The organism is Roseovarius sp. E0-M6 (genome assembly GCF_037083845.1).
Lineage (GTDB): Bacteria > Pseudomonadota > Alphaproteobacteria > Rhodobacterales > Rhodobacteraceae > Roseovarius.
Genome location: NZ_JBAPLA010000001.1, coordinates 219,803 through 236,934, shown reverse-complemented (window position 1 = coordinate 236,934; position 17,132 = coordinate 219,803). Strand labels below are relative to the sequence as shown.

3 protein-coding genes are annotated in these 17,132 nt (G+C 60.0%); all 3 read left to right on the top strand.

Annotated features, from left to right (window positions below):
• The first annotated feature begins 702 nt into the window (after window positions 1–702).
• Genes V8359_RS01165 through V8359_RS01155 form a run of 3 tightly spaced genes read left to right on the top strand, consistent with a single transcriptional unit; the run spans window position 703 to window position 16,738 of the window.
• Entirely contained in the window at window positions 703–7,536 is a 6,834-nt protein-coding gene (locus V8359_RS01165; RefSeq protein ID WP_336426860.1) for a SpvB/TcaC N-terminal domain-containing protein, read from the top strand.
• A gap of 8 nt (window positions 7,537–7,544) precedes the next feature.
• A complete protein-coding gene (locus V8359_RS01160; protein ID WP_336426859.1) occupies window positions 7,545–7,781 on the top strand; it encodes a hypothetical protein in 237 nt (78 codons plus the stop codon).
• Complete coding sequence (locus V8359_RS01155) at window positions 7,781–16,738, top strand: neuraminidase-like domain-containing protein (RefSeq protein WP_336426858.1); 8,958 nt, start codon at window positions 7,781–7,783, stop codon at window positions 16,736–16,738. The genes V8359_RS01160 and V8359_RS01155 overlap by 1 nt, the downstream gene beginning before the upstream one ends.
• Window positions 16,739–17,132: the final 394 nt, after the last annotated feature.

Here is a 17,132-nt window from a genome sequence, read left to right as displayed (position 1 = left end):
CGGAGCTGGACTCTCATGCAAGGTGCAGGACAACTCTGACCACCGAAAAGGAGGGCGGACTCCGATCATTCGCCGCAACCCTGAGCCAACGTGGCCGAAATGATCAAAGCCGCCATTCAGTCGGTGAGATTCCCGGGCTCTGCTTTGCGCCGCCGCAAGGCGGCTTCGAGCCCATTCTGTAAATTCGGATTTCCCGCTGCGCGCGCTCGCGGCGTGGGAACTGCCGCATGAGCGAGAATCTCGGTGTTACTATGCTGCTATGAAACCTGCCATTCGTACAGACCGTCTACGGCCGGTTGGCGGGCCAGGAGGACGTCACCTATGTCGACCGACTGGCCCTCGATCCGGTCATGCGTACTTGGATCGGCAAATGGCTGACCTACTACAACTCCGAGCCCCAAACTCGACCCATGGCATATTGATCCCAATCGAAGCCTATGCCAACAACAAGGAGCCAATGAAATCAGCAGCCTGACATGAAACCTTGATCCATCTTAACAAGGCTGCAAACTGGTCGAAATTCTGGGACCAACTCTCTTGATTGGACCCGCTGTAATCATCAGGCGATTTTGCGATCAAACGGCAGGTCACTTGGGAACGTCGGCTTAGATCCAGCCGCGTCGCCCTTGACCCTAGGGCAACAATATCGTCAACTTGGCCCATACTATATAAATTTGAGAGAAGACTTTGGATGGCAGCCCAATGAGCCAGCAAGGCATATTGGACACAGCCTCGCTGCCACAAGGCGGTGGAGGGCTTCGCGGGCTTGGCGAAAAATTTTCCAGCAATCCAGCGACTGGGACGGTCGGGTTTTCTCTGCCATTGCCGCAAAGCAGTCCGCGCGCGCTGCCGCCAAATCTGCAACTCAGCTACGATTCCGGTAACAGTGCGTCCTTTTTTGGCTTGGGCTGGGGGGTGCCGATCCGGTCCATCCAACGTCGTGTCTCGCAATCGATCCCGACCTATTCCGACGCCGAGGATGTCTTCACCTTCGTGACCGGCGAAGAATTTGTTCCGCACCGCGACGACGCTCGCACGGTTATTACCGATGATCGCATTAATTACGCCGTCTACCGCTACCGCACACGCGTCGAACGCGGCCACTCTCGGATCGAACATTGGCGCCCTTTGGACGGCAGCCCCAGCCATTGGCGGGTGTGGGACAGTGACAATGTCGTCTCGCTGTTCGGGCTTGACCCCGACAGCCGCGTCGCACAGCCGGACACCCCCGAGCACGTGTTCGAATGGAAGCTACAGCGGCGGTTCGATACACTCGGCAATGTCATCGAGTTTCACTACAAATCGGAATCGGGAGGAACCTCTGTCCTTTACCCGAAACGGGTTTTTTACGGGAACACCCTTCCCTATCGCGGCTCCGGCCTGGCGCCCGAAGCCTTCGCCTTTTCGCTGGTCTTCGACTATGGCGAGCATACGGGAGAGATTCCTGGACACACAGAAGCACAAACCTGGTCGACCCGCCCCGACCCGTTCCGCCGCGGCCGCGCGGGATTCGAGCAGGTCTGGCGGCGCCGTTGCGACAGGGTGATCGCCTTTCACAATTTCGCCGAGTTGGGTGCCGAGCCCGTTGCGGTACGCGCCTTGGAGTTCGGCTATCAAACCAATGATGCCGGGCTTTCAGAATTGATCACCGCGCGTCAGGTTGGCTTCGATCCCGCGGTACCGGTGCTGGCGGACCGGATCAAGGCGACACCGGAGTTGCGCTTCACCTATCAGCGTACGGATTGGGGGGGGAGCGTCCAAAGCCTGCGCAACACAACCGGCGATCCGATGCGGGTCCCGACATCCGAAGCGCAGGAGACTTGGATCGATCTTTGGGCCGAAGGCATCCCCGGACTTCTCACACAGTCAGGCAGCGCGCTTCATTTCCAACGCAACCTTGGCGGTGGTGTCTTGGCCGACGCCCAAGCAATGCCGAAGTCGGGCAATGTGGGCACGCTTGGCCAAACGCTCACCCCCGCTTCGGTGGATGGATCGCAGCGCCGATACCTCCGGGCTGCCTTTGACGGGATCGACAGCGTCTATAACGCGACGGACATCCTGGACAGCGAGACCGCCGTTGTCTTGTCGCGGCGCGCGCGCGTTTCAGGAGATTTTGGCGCGTGGCGGCCCATAGACATCACTGGTGATGGGCTTCCCGACAAGCTTGCCTCCGACGGGGAGCGGCTAACATGGGTGCCGTCGGATGGGTTATCCGGCGACAAGGCACCACGTACCACCAAGCTGGCAATCGGCGCGGGCACCAGATGGCTCAGTTATACGGACCAAGCGACTGTTTTCCTGTCGGATATGAGCGGTGATGGGCTGAGCGATATCGTGCGAATTCGACGCGGATCCGTCAGTTACTGGCCCAATCTCGGCTATGGCCGGTTCGGTGCCGAGGTCGCCATGGCTGATGCGCCAAGCTTCGACCGCCCTGATCAGTTCGATCTGTCGCGGATCTACCTTGCCGATTTCGATGGCAGCGGGACCAGTGATATCGCCTACTACACCCGCGGCAAGTTGACGATCTGGCTGAACAGAGGCGGCGCCGGGTGGACCGCGCCGGTAGAGCTTGACGTGGCCCTGCCGGCAATGCCCGCGCCCGAAGAGGTCCAATTCGCCGATATCCTTGGCAAGGGCGTGGCGCAGTTAGTTTGGCTGGGGCCCGACGGCGTTACCAAGTACGCCGAGATCGTGGGCGCTAAGAAGCCCTATCTTTTGGCCGAGGTGGACAATGCGATGGGCGGCATCAACCGCTTTTCCTATTTACCATCTACCTATTACTACCTTCAGGACCGCGATGCGGGCCGCCCCTGGCTGACCCGTCTGCCGTTTCCGGTACACTGCCTTTCGAGTGCCGAGACCGAGGATCGGATTACCGGGCTGAAAGCCACGCAAACCTACAGCTATCATCACGGGTGGTTCGACCCAGATGATCGAGAGTTCCGGGGCTTTGCGCGGGTTGACCGCTATGATCTCGAGACCGTGGATGACGCGACGAACCGGGTTTACACACAGCCGCAACACCTAACGCGGACTTGGTATCACACCGGGGCCGAGAAGGAGGGGCGCGATCTGTTGCAGGGACTCGATGCCGAGTTTTATTCAACCGACGCGCTGAAGATGCCCTCGGCTTGGTCGGCCCTGCCCGGTGGCCTTTCGGCGCTTGAGCGACGCGACGCAATCCACGCTCTCAGGGGAAGCGTGTTGCGAAGCGAGACCTATGCGCTCGACGGAACCGAGGCCCAGAACCACCCCTATAGCGTGGCGATCACCCACCATAGCTTGATCAAACGACAGGCGCGCGGGGCGTCCGACCGGTCGCGGCTGCGCGATTGGGCGGTGTTCCAGATGCTGGAGGAGGAAAGCTTCAGTATCACCTTGGATCGCAACCCCGACGACCCGCGCCTGTCCCATGACCTTGTGCTGGCCCGCGATGCGTTCGGGCAGCCGGTCTCGACGGCCTCGCTAGCCTATGGTCGCGGGTTGGTCGACGCCAACGCCCCCGCCGCGGTTGTCGCCGCGCAAACCGCCACCCGAATGATCGTGACCGAAGTGACGATGACGCAGGATCAACTCACCCCCTCGGGGCCGGTGCCGCTGTCGCTGCTGAGTGAAGATCGGGTGCATCGTCTCCCCAAGGTTTGTGAGAGCCGCGTCAGCGAGGTGACCGGCCTGCAGACCTCCGGCGATTGGATCGAGGTCGCTGAGCTGGCGGATTTCCTGAGCACCCTGCCAAGCCGGGATTACGCCGTCCCTGCGGATCTGGACACGCCCGCCAAGCGGTTGATCTCGCACAGCCGCAGCTTCTTTTGGAACGACACGCTGACCGACGCCCTGCCCCTTGGCGAAGCCGGTCTGCTCCGCCTGTCGCATCACACCGAGCAGCTGGCCTTCACCTCGGCTCTGCTCACCTCGCTTTATGGCGATAAGGTCAGCGCGGCGGATCTGGCCCGCGCCGGCTATGTCGAAGGGGACGACGGCACCTATTGGGTTGCCTCGGGCACAGCCATTTTCCCCGCCGACACCGCCGATCGCTTTTTCATACCCGTAGGCGCGCGCGATGTATTCGGTTTTGAAAGCTGGCAAAAAACGGACGCTTACGGGTTGCTGCCTATCTCCTCCACCGACGCGCTTGGCCATCAGGTCTTGGCCAAGAACGACTACCGGGTGATGGCCCCAAAGCTGGTCCGCGACGCCAACCATAATTGGAGCGCGGTGGCCCATGACGCCTTGGGCTATGTCGTGGCCACGGCGGCGATGGGCAAGGTCGACGGCGGTGATCCCGAAACTGGCCGCGAAAGTGCCGAGGCCGACAATCTTGACCATCCAAGCGCATTCATGAGCTACGATCTGTTCGCATGGTCGCGCGATGGCGCGTCGGTTCGGGTGACCCAGACCACCTATGAAGAGTTCTTTTTCAGCACCCCTGAGCGCACGAAAACCCAAGTCTCGCACAGCTATTTCAACGGCTTTGGCGAAACCGTCCTGACCAAGGCCCAGGCCAAGCCCGGCCCGGCCCTGCGGTTGGAGCCTTCCGGTCTGGTGGAGACGGTCGACGCGGCGGAGCGATGGGTCGCGACGGGTCGCACGGTGTTCAACAACAAGGGCGCGCCGCTGCGCCAGTTCGAGCCCTATTTCTCGGACAATGATGGGTATGAAACCGGCGATGGGCTGGACGACCTCGGCGCCAGCGGCTGGCAATTCTACGATGCCGCCGATCGGGCCATCGGCGCGCTGGCCGCCGACAAGTCCTGGCAGAAGGTGCAGATCACGCCCTGGAAGACAGTCACCTGGGACGCGGGCGATTTGGCCGATATCGCGGACCCGGCCTTAGATGAGGATCTTGGGGCGCATTTCTCCTCGCTGAGCCTAAACAGCCATGCCCCGAGTTGGGCCGCCGAGCGCGTGGACCAGCAGCTAGGCGAAGACGCAAGGCGCGCGGCGGAGCTGTCGCTTGATTATGCCGGAACGCCGTCGACTCAATTCAGCGACGTCTTGGGCCGCACGATCTGCGAGGTCGGTGACAACGGCGCATTCGGCAAAATTACCTCTCTCACCGCGCTGGATATCGAGGGCAATTTGGTTTCGGTCACCGATGGCCGTGGCAATCTGGCGGTGCGCAACCACCACAACCTTCTGCCGCCACCCGATGAAGAGACCCCCAAGCCCGTGCTGCACGCCGAGAGCATGGATAGCGGGGAGAATTGGGTGTTCCAGGATGCGCTTGGGCGGCTGATGCTGGCCTGGGACGCGCGCGGGTTTCGCAGTGAAACAACCTATGACGGGCTTGGGCGGCCCGTCACGGTTGAGGTCACCTACCCCACCTGGGCCGCCCCTAAACGGGTGGCGGTCACCGAATATGGCGACGCGCATGAGGATGCCATCGCGCGCAATCTGATCGGTCGTGTCTGGCGATCTTGGGATCAATCGGGGCTCAGCGAAACCCGGCGTGTCAGCCTGACGGGGCAACCTTTGGAAACCCGTCGGCAGCTTGTCCGGCCCGATCTTGACCCAGTGGATTGGCCGGAGGATGCCGTTGACCGGACCGCCTTGCTCGAACCGGAGGCGTTTCTCGCTGAAACCTCCTATGATGCGCTGGATCGGGTGATCCATGCCATAGCCCCCTATCCAGAACCCGCCACACCCGGGGCTGCGCCGCCCCTCAACCAAACCCGCCTGCATTACGATACGGGCGGCGTGCTGGCCCGCATCGAAGTATCCGTGCGTGGTGTGCCCTATTCCGATTTCGTCGAAGAATTGGATTACGACGCCAAAGGCCAGCGAACATGGATCCGCTACGGCAATCAGGTCACAACGAGTTATGAGCATGACCCACTCAGCTATCGGCTGACGCGTATGACCGCGATCTCGGATAGCGATGTGCTGCAGGACATCGTCTATACCTATGATATCACAGGACAAATCACCACCAAACGCGACCACGCGCAGCAAGCGGTGTATTTCCGCAATGACGTTGTCGAGCCCTTGGCCGAATACCGCTACGACCCGCTTGGGCGCCTGCGAGAGGCCAATGGCCGCGAGCATATCGACCAAAACGGCGCGCCCGATTGGCAGATCGCCGGTCTAATCCGCAGCCATCCCGAAGACGGTCAGCGCATGCGGCGCTACTCTCAGATTTACGATTATGACGCGGGCGGCAACCTCATCCTGATGCGCCATATCGCGCCGGGCGGGCAATGGACGCGCCATTTCGAATATGATCAGGCCAGCAACCGCCTTAAGGCCACTCGGCTTGGCGCGGCGGATGCGCCCGTGGAAAGCCGGTTCGAGCACAACGCCAACGGCAGTTTGACCGAACTAGGCCACCTGAGCGCCTTGGGTTGGAACTTTGCCGAGCAGCTTGTCTCGCTCGACACGGGCGCGGGAGAGACGGCGCTCTATACCTATGGTTCAGACGGGCAGCGCGTGCGCAAACTGCGCCGCTTCCCCGGCGGGCGCGAGACGGAGCGGCTTTATCTCGGCGGGGTGGAGATTTACCGCGAGCGGATCAACGGGGTGCTTCAGAAAGAACGAGAGAGCCTGCATGTGATGGAGGGCGAGAGCCGCATCGCCTTGGTCGAAACGCTGACTGTCGAAAACGGCGCACCGGTCGCATCGCCCGAGCCCTTGGTGCGTTACCAGATGGGGGACCATCTGGGATCGGCAACATTGGAACTGGATGATGGCGCCCAAGTCATCTCCTACGATGAGTATCACCCCTATGGCACGCTCGCCTACCGCGCGGTCAATGGCCAGCGCGCCCCGCCGGCCAAACGCTATGGCTACACCGGCAAGGAACGCGACGAGGAAAGCGGCTTTTCCTACCACGGCGCGCGCTATTACATGCCGTGGCTTGCGCGTTGGACCAGTGCCGACCCGGCGGGAATGGTCGATGGCCCAAACCTCTATGCCTATGTACGCGGCAATCCGATTAGCTATGTCGATCAAACTGGGAAGTGGGCCCAGCTATTGTTGGCCCCTTTGCTGCTTTTGCCCAACGTCGCGGAAGCGCCAACAAAACCCGATTATCAAGGTTTCCAATCTCACTTGCTTGAATTCTCCCCAAAGACCGTAACAAGAAGCGAAGATGGCCTGAATTATACAATAGAGATTGACCTGGTAATAATTGAAAACAAAAAGCTGGATGCGCGACTAAAGTCTCTCGGATACACGTATAGTGACCTTGAACAAACAGTCAAAGATGAACTCTATCAAGCATATACAGGGAGTTCATTTGACTACGAGACAAACCAGAAAACACAGTGGACCATTGAAACGCAAACGCGTGTGACATCTGATGAAATGGATGTAGGGCCCGGCGAAATTCAAGTTGTTTTTGGAACTATTGACATTGAGAGCAGTCACGGAGTGGTGGTAGGTGTTGCCAGCCAAGGCGGCCGGCAAGTCACAATAGATGTTGATAAAATTGAAAATAGGCCCCTGCCAGGTGGTGGAAAGGCCTTAAGTGTCAAGCGAACGCTTGAACACAAATCGGGCATTCTCTTGGCTTGGACCACCCCTTTTCGGAAATGACAACACTAATGTTGCCCTTGGGTTTTTCCGAGGCCGATGAACTCTTTAAGGGCGACGTGATGGGGTATTATTCCTGCTCCAACGAAGAAACTCTTAAAGAGCGCGCAGCTTGCAGCACTGCAAAAGAGAACTGGGATTTCTCGAAAGAGCAAATTGAAGAAATATACGATTATAACAACGGTGCGATTTATCTCGGTAGCCCGTTTGAATTCGGCGTCAACATGGTTTGGCCAGAGGAGTGGTAATGAAACTCGAAATCAGGTTGATCACATCCCCAGAGGAACGCGCCCTGGCGCATGGGGAACTGACGCTCTTTCTGGTGTTGAAGGACGGCAAACCGATGACCCTTGGGCCGCGTGAGGCGAACAACCGGGGGGAGCTTGTCCAAGAGGATCTGCCATCGCGGATCATGCAGCAGATCGATTTCGAGGCGAGCCAATATCAAATTACTCATGAGGGGAAATCGACCCCGAAACTGCCCCTGGGCAAACCCCAACGCGTCGACAAAGGGCATTTTCGCTACATCCTTCCCGCAAAAGGGCTGAGCGGACGCAAACCGCGGGCCGAGACCTTTCTGGAGGTCGTGCTGGTGATGACAGGCGCAAATGGGCAGCCGCTCAACGGGCTGGTGCCGACCTTGACCTATGCCGATGCCAAGGGCGGCCGGTTCATCACGAGGGGAGAGGCTTCTGAACGGGGCCAAGCGGTGGTCAGGCTGGAGCATCTCGAACCCACCGATGTCGCGCCGGAGACCTTTGAGGTGATCGCCGAGCGCGCGGAGCACACCTATCAGAGCCGGGGCGATGGCAAGATCGAGCGATCGGACACCGGCTGGATCATCAACGTGGCCATGGAGCCACTTGGATCGACAAATCCCCGGCCCCCGCAACCACCGGAGCCCCCCGAGCCGCCGAGACCCCCCCGGCCCCCAAGCACGGGCATGCCGGACCCGCTGTATCGCGATGGCCCCTATTCGGTCTCAGGCGGTGTGACCGATGCCGAAGGCACGCCGCTGCCGGATTATTACGTCGAAGTCGTGGATCGCGCCTTAAAGAAGGAACGGCGCCTTGGCGCGCAACCGACGGCAAAGAACGGCCGCTACCACATCATGTATGCCGATGATCATCTGATCACGCCGCGGGAGCGGAACCTTCTGGTGCGGCTGTCCGGCCCGCCGAAGTACAACACGGTCCTGTCGAAATCCGGCCTGATCATGGATGCCGGCAAATCCGAAAAGGTCGATTTCGTCCTGGCGGAAGGGGCGACACGCGAATTGTCGCTCTATTTCCGGCTTTTCCAAGCGGTGGAGCCGTTTGTAGAAGGGGACAACCCCTCTGCGTTTGACGCGGAAGACGTGGCCTGGCTGGCGTCGAAAACCGGTGAGAACGCCGTGGCGCTGGCGCATTTCGTCCGGGCCTGGGATATGGTCGAGGAGTTTGGCTTACCGGCTTTGTCCGACAAGGTTGCGGCGGCCCCCTTTGGCTGGGCCCTTGGCGGCTTGGCTTTGAGCGTCGATACCATCATCACCACCGCCAATTTGCGGCTACGCAAACTGCTGGAAGATGCGCGCGCGGCAAATTGGATCCCCGCGATCGATTTCGACACGATATTTGCGACCCTGTCAGAGTTGCGCAAAGCCCACGCTGCCGACAGCCAGGGCGATCTGGTGCGCCTCATGCGGGCCTGCTCGGTCAGGCAGCGTGATCTGGGGACGGTGCTCGATGTGGCGTTGTCCGAACGACCGCAGCCCGAGAAGTGGGATGTGATCTCGGAGATTATCAGCAACCGAAATGCGGCGCAGCTTCGGGCGGCAGTGGACAGTTGGCGGGTGCTTGGCCATGACGCCACCCTCACAATCACCTTGGTGAAGTCGATCGGCCTGAAAAGCGCGGAAAACCTGGTCAGCATCGATCGGGCCGCGATGATCGGCTATTTGCGCGAAGGGCATGAGATGCCCGCCGAGATCGAAGGGGCTACGGAAAACGCCCGGCTTGGAAATTACGCCACCGCTTTGTTGGAGCGGATCGAAGCGGCCTTCCCCACGGCGGCCTTCGTCACCTATTTGCAGAAATCCGATGTGAAGATCGCGCAAGAACGCGCCGATGAGATGGCCCGGCGGCCGAATATCGATCTGACGCGTCCGGCCGATCTGCGGATGCTGGCCCACGAAGATATGCTCGACAGCACCGACGCCTCGAACGGGCTGGCCGATCTGGCGACGCTATTCGTGATCGCCCCTGCCAGCGGCCGTGGTCGGATCGCTGAGATCGTCATGGATGTGGGGCTGTATTCCAGCAATGCGGTGCGCGATCAGGGGCTTGAGCGGTTCATCGATTTGGTTGAGACGAAGATCGGCGATAACGGGCGCGAAATCGCCAGCGATGTCTACCTCAAGGCCGCTCATCTGGGCAGCATGTCCACCGCCCTTGGGCTGCGCGATGAGGATCGCGATAACGATCCGCCGAGCACCATGGTCGGACAACTCTTCGACGGCGCCTTGGAAGGCGGCTGTTCTGAGTGCCGGTCCATATTCAGTCCGTCCGCCTATTATGTCGATCTGCTGAAATACCTCGACGAAGCGGCGTTGAACGGCGTGCAAGACACGGGGCTCGCGTTGTTAAGCGACCGCCGACCCGATCTGTTGAAGCTGCGTCTGGATTGCGCCAACAGTCACACCTTGATGCCCTATATCGACCTGACGCTAGAAGTGCTGGAAGGCGTGGTCGGCAACCGCCAAAGCGACCACGAAGACCTGCAAACCACTTGGGAGGCGGACCAACTCGCCGCCGAGCCTCAGCATCGGTTCGACGCCGCCTATGATGTGATTGCCACCGCGCGGTTTCCCTGGGTCCTGCCCTACAATATTGACCTGGATCGAACCCGCGCCTATCTGCACCATCTCGGCTTGGGGCATGGCCAGCTTCGCCGCGCGACACGCCTGAACACCGTGGTCGCGGCCGCGCAGTTGGCAGACGCCGCCGCAGTCCTTGGGATTGCCGATGCTGGGAAAATCACGCTTGGCCAAGCGCCGAAATGGCAAGGCAATTGGGGTGTCCAGAACCAGGGGCAGTTCGAAACCCATGGCGACCTCAACGCATTGGCGCGCTTGCTACAACTGCCCGCAGAAACGACGCTTGCGCTTCTGAACAGCGCCTTTGTCAACCCGCAAGCCACCACGCTTGTCCTTCAGGATGGCAGCCTAAGCTGGCCAAACAATCAAACCAATCTCGCGGCCATGCTGGACAGGATGCAGTATCTTGGACGGCTTCTTCAGCAAACCGACCTGCCGCTTGACGATCTGGACCAGTTCTTGAAGCTGCCCCAGGTGGCCAATGTGGGGCACCGCGATCAGATCATCCGGCTTGCAATGCTGCAGGAGTTAAGTGGCACCGTGGGCTGCAGCTTTTCTGACCTCACCACCGCGCTGACGGGCACGGCGCGCGATGTGGCAACTCTGCTGGCCATGGGTAGCGATGCCGATGCCGATGCGATCATCACGTTGGCAGATGAAATTGGGTTTGATCCGACAGTACTGGAAGAGCTGCGCCTTATCGTCGATGCGCTTGTGGTTTTGGACTTCCACAACCTCACGGTCGACACGGCGATCGCGCTGATCCAGATGCCGGCCGATGACAGCCCATTCCATCCGACACAGGCAGCGGCGCTGTTGGCCGACCTTGTCGATGCGATCAGCCGGATCGGGCTCCCCGAGGCCACGCCAACCGGCGAAATTCTTGTTGAGGACGCGGAGGTGTCGGAGACGCTCTCGGCGGCCCTGGAAGCCGCGACCGAGGTTCTGAGCCAAGGCTGGGACATCGCCGAGGACGTGCTGAACGATCTGCTCAACACGCCAGAGAAACTCGCCTCGATCCTTCGAACGGCGGGCGTTACCCTATCGACGATGGCAGCCCAGTCCATCACCGCGGACGAGCTTGCGCGGTTCGGCAAACAGGCCCAGATCGCCGACGCCGCGGGGCTGACGCATTTGGACATCGCGGTCAGTGCCCAGCTTGCCAATACGATGAACTGGCAGGATGTGACCGGATTACCAGTGGCCCCGACCGATGGTCACCATGGCCTTAGCGGGCTATTGCGGCTGCTCGACTATCAGCGCGTCAATGTGCTTTGGTTCTCCACCCAGACCTCGGACTCCGACCTCGGGTTGTTTGAGCGGCTGAAGATCGGTCAAAGCGATCTTGCCGCGATGCAAGCGGCCCTTGGCGCGGCACCGGGCGGATGGGACGCATCGGACCTGAGCTTCGCGTTCGGGGCTGACGGGTTCAACTTCTCAACCATGGCCCAGTTTCGCAATCAAGACGGCCTTCTGGCCGTGGAGCGGCTGATGGCAGTAGCCAGCGCATTGGGCAGCTCCGCGGCAACGGTTTGGTCCCTGGCCCGGACGCCCGAAGGCGATCTTGCCCAATCCACCCTGCAAGACCAGATCGCCGAAGACGATTACTTCGCGGCCCTCAAACAGATCAACGATCCGTTGCGGGAACGGCAACGAGACGCGCTTCTTGCCAAAATCCTCAACGACAATCGCGGCTTCCGCAACACAGCCGATGTCTATGAGCACTACTTGATCGACCCCGAGATGGGCGCGTGTTTCGACACCTCGCGCACCAAACAGGCGATCGCCTCGGCGCAACAACTGGTGCAGCGCATTCAATTGAACCTTGAAGCGGGTAACGGCTTTGCGCCGGAGGCTCAACGGCAGTGGGTTTGGCGCAAAAACTACCGCGTGTGGGAAGCCAACCGAAAGGTGTTTCTCTACCCCGAGAATTGGATCGAACCCGAATTGCGCGACAACAAGACCCCCCTCTTTAAAGAGTTGGAGGATTTACTGCTGGAGGGCGAAGTAACCAAAGACAGCGCCGAGGTTGCCCTGATGAACTACGCGCGCGGTTTGCACGCGCTATCGCGGCTGGAGATGGTGGCGACGGTCAAGGACTCCGACAAAGGCGCGCAATGGGTTTTTGCCCGCACCAGCGGCCATCCGCGCAAATTCTACATGGCCATGCGTTGCAAGAATGGGCTTTGGAGCGGATGGGAGCCGCTTGATTTCGAGATCGAAAGCAACCACGTGCTGCCTGTGTTCCACGGAGGACGGTTGTTCCTTTTCTGGGCCCATCTCACGCCGAAAGTGGACAACCGAAATCAGGCCTACCGCACCGAGTTGTCGGGGATTGAGGCTGATGAAGAGGTCCTGCGCACCGAATTGAATGAGGTGAAGCGTCGGATCGACGATTATGACAAGAAACAGCAAGAATATCAGGAGCAAGCCAACGAACAATATGCCGGGATGCGCCCGCTTTGGCAGGCGCTCGCCAATGCGTTCGGCATACACAAAAACAACGCCGAGGCCGATCTGATCACCATCACCGAGGATCTAACGGCGGTAAAGTCGAGCAAAGGCTATCTCGACATCAAATACACCTATTTCGAGGTCCACCTAAGTTGGAGCTATTATCACCCAGTCATAGGCTGGCGTGCGCCCGTGCGCGCGACCGAACATATCGACACCATCTATATCGACGAAAATGCGGACCAAGTGCATCTGCGCCACGAACGAAGCGTTTGGCTACGCGCCCGCGTCTCGGGCGACAGCATCTGCGTCGAATTGCGCCGCTCAGCGGGGTATGAAGATGGCGATCTGCTCGACTATCGCTTGGGCACCTTCACGTTCGACCCCCTGCTTGAAGGATTGACCGTGGAGGATGAGCGTGAGGCAGAAAAACTGCGCCGCACCAACCACTTCCCTACATTGGTTCGCTACGGCCAGAAACTCTCTTCCCTTCACGCGTTGCCGCGCTTTGAGATCGAGGTCGACGAGCTTCCCGTTGAACTGATGCGATGGGATCCGAATGAGCAGCATATCCGGGTCTATGCCGAAGAGATTGTCGGTTACGCGCCGACCCGACGTCCGTTCCTAATGGCTAGCCACAACAGGGCCTATATCGTCGAGCCCTCTCAGGGCTTTGTTGGCGGACCCGTGGCCTCACTCGGTGTATCCGAGGCGGCACAGCGCAATGTCGCCCCAACACTCTCATTGTCAGCGGTCGCTGGTGCGTCGCTCCAGGTGCAGCCATTGCCTGCCAGTTTCGGGGCACAGCCCATTCGACCCGCCGCCTTTGCCGTCGGCACATCGAACAAACGCCTGTTCGACGGCGCGCTTAGCTCCACCGCGACCCTGAACCAATCGCCGGTCGCGGTCGGCCAATGGGCCGCGGTCGAGAAGGTGCTGACGCCCCCGACAACGCCCGCGCGTGCCACAGGCAGCCTGACGACCGGGCAGCATTGGACCACAACGCTGTTTTATCACCCGTTCTCGGATGTCGTGGTAACCGAGTTGTTCGCCCGCGGATTGACCGGTCTTTATGCGCCCCGCACACAGGCTGGTGGCAATGCGGCAAAGTTATTTCGGCAAAGCCATACCGATACCGTCTTTGCCGAGAGTTACACGCTGCTCGACGGGTTAGAAATCGCCGAAGGCCCGGATGAGAAATTCGTGTTCAACCGCGCCTATCCCTACAGCATCTACAATTGGGAATTGTTCTTCCACGCGCCCTTTGCGATTGCCCGGCAACTGACCCGCAACCGGCAATATGAAGAGGCTCGGCGTTGGCTGCATTTCGTCTTTGACCCGGTGAACAAGGATGGTCCGCTCAATGCCTCGGCCTGGCGCTTTGGTCCGTTCCATGAGACCCATCGCGCCCTGCAACAGGGCGACAGCGCCGATCTGATCGACAGCGCCGAAGAGGACTTCGCTGAGTTCGAGGCAAATGTCGAAGAATGGGAGCGCAATCCGTTCAACCCCCATGCGGTTGCGCGACTGCGCAACGTGTCCTACATGCGGGCAACGTTTATCGCTTATATAGAGAACCTCTTGGCCTGGGCCGACGACCTGTTTCGCCGCGACACGATGGAAAGCGTCGCGGAAGCCGCGCAGCTTTATATCCACGCAGCCCAGCTTATGGGTCCGGCACCGTTCATCATGCCGGCCTATGACGAACCCGGGCGCGCGGTCAGTGCCGAAGAACATCTTGCTGGCGCGCGCGCGGTCCATCCGCTGATCGCGGCAAGTTCCGTCACCAACATCGCCCCGCCCGAAGAGCCGCCAAACGACTTCTTCAAACTCTTTGGGGAGTTCTGCGTCCCACAAAGCGACAAGATGCTTGGCTATTGGGATCAGATCGCCGACAGGCTGTTCAAGATCCGCCATTGTATGAACATCGAAGGGGTCGAACGCACGCTGGCGCTGTACCAGCCGCCGATCGATCCGGCCCTGTTGGTCCGCGCTGCGGCGGCGGGCGTCGATATCGGCGCGGCGGTCGCGGGGCTAAGCGCACCAAGACCGCATTACCGTTTTAGCTTCATGATCCAAAAGGCGCTGGAATTTACCGCCGATGTCCGGGCGCTTGGCGCGGGCCTGCTTGCCGCGCTTGAAAAAAAGGACGCCGAGACGTTGGCACATCTGCGCGCCTCTCATGAGGTTGCAATGAATGTCCGCATGCTGGAGATCCGCGCAGAGCGTCTTACCGAAGCGCAGACGGCTCATGAGGCCCTCATGCAATCGCTCTTTTCGGCCATGGACCGGCGCGACCATTATCAGAACCTGATCGACGAAGACATCCTGCCGCAGGAAGAAAAAGAACGCGCCAACCTGAACAAGGCCAACCTGCTCAACCACGCAAGCGGGTCCATCCTAGCGGTCTCCTCAGCGCTGAATTATGTGCCGGATTCCGGTGCGACCGGGGTACAGCCGACCTTCAAATTCGGCGGTATCCATCTGGGCAGCGGCCTACGGGCCGCCGGCGAAGCGGTCCGCCTGTTTGCCAATCAGGCAAGCCACGCCGCCGCCATGAACGCGCGTGATGCCGCCAACATCCGCCGCGGGCAAGACTGGACCCTGCAACGCAACCTCGCCGCGCGCGATGTGGATCGGCTTGAAAAAGATCAGATCGCCAGCGAAATCCGTATTGCCATCGCCGAGAAGGAAATCGCGGATCAAGAGCTTCGGATCGCGCAAAGCAAGGAGGCCGAAACCTTCCTTGCCGACAAATTCACCAATGCCGAGCTTTATGGCTGGATGGTCAGTGAGATGTCGACGCTGCACTACCAAGCCTTTCAGCTGGCGCTTGATCTGGCGCGCCAGGCTGAGGCATGTATGAATTTCGAATTGGATGAGGACGGCGACAGCATCCTTGGCTTTGGGCATTGGGACAGCCTGCGCAAAGGGCTGCTTTCCGGCGAAAAACTCACCCTTGATCTGCGCCGCCTCGAAGCGCATTACCTGGCCAAGAACGGGCGTCGGCATGAGTTGGTAAAGCATGTCTCCCTGGCCAGGTTGGACCCCGCGCAACTGATCGCCTTGCGCGCCACAGGGGCCTGCGAATTCGCACTGCCAGAGGTGATTTTCGACCTCGACCATCCCGGGCACTATCGGCGCCGCATCAAGTCGGTGGCGGTGACCTTGCCTGCGCTTGCGGGACCACAAACAACCATCGGCTGCGATCTGCAGATCGACGGAAGCTGGATCCGAAACGATACCACCGGCGTCACTCCCGAGGGGTTGACCGCGCAACCGGCGGTGCACGCAATAGCTACCAGTAGCGGACAGAATGACAGCGGGCTATTCCACTTCGACTTCCGCGACGAACGCTACTTGCCCTTTGAAGGGGCCGGTGTCGTCAGCCACTGGAAACTGACCTTGCCGAAACCGACAATCGCGCAGTTCGATTATCGCAGCATTTCAGATGTGGTGCTGCATATCCATTACACTTCGGTATCTGATGGCACCCAACGGATTGATGTCGAAAATGCCCTGACCTCGGCCAGCTTCGGCCGCCCCGAAGATCGCTATGATCTGCTTCTGAGCCTGCGATTTGATTTCGCGGATCACTGGGCGGCCTGGACCAATGCCAATCAGGGCGCGCTCGACATGTCTGCGCCGGACCGGACCCTCGACCTGAAGGCAGAGCTGTTCCCCTATCTGGCGGGGCTGCGCCGGGTAGGGCTGCATGCGGTCAAGCTCATCGGGGTGCCAAAGGCGCCGAATACCGCGGGCGCTGAGCACACACTCGAGCTCGACGATCTGGAGCCCGGTCCGATCACGCTCGATGCCGACGCCGATGCGATTCTGTCAGAGATCGGCTCAACGCTCGAGGATGTCTATATTGTGATCAGCTATGCACTGACCTAAGGGGCGAAGGCGGGAGTGGCCGCTTTAGCCCCTGAGCCGGGACCAGAGCCTCAGTCTGCATGGCGGGCCAAGCGCGGTGCCTTTCCGGATCAGGGTGGGGTTTCGTCATTAGACTGCCATTGGGTAGTTCTTTAGGGCCACGGTCAGGGCACAATACCAAACCAAATCGAGGTGTGCGGCATCCCACTAACAAACATTGGAGCGGCTGTAGCGAAGGCCAGTAGAAACCACGCCTTTCGTATCAAAACACCATGCCGCGAAAGCGCGATTTAGATCAGGCCTGTGAAACCAGCGGGCAATGATCGCTTCCGCGATTTGAGCCGCAACGCACAAGGAAGCTCGGTGCATCTGCAAAGCGATGCTGCTTAAGCGCAGGTGAAAAACCCAAGGTCGG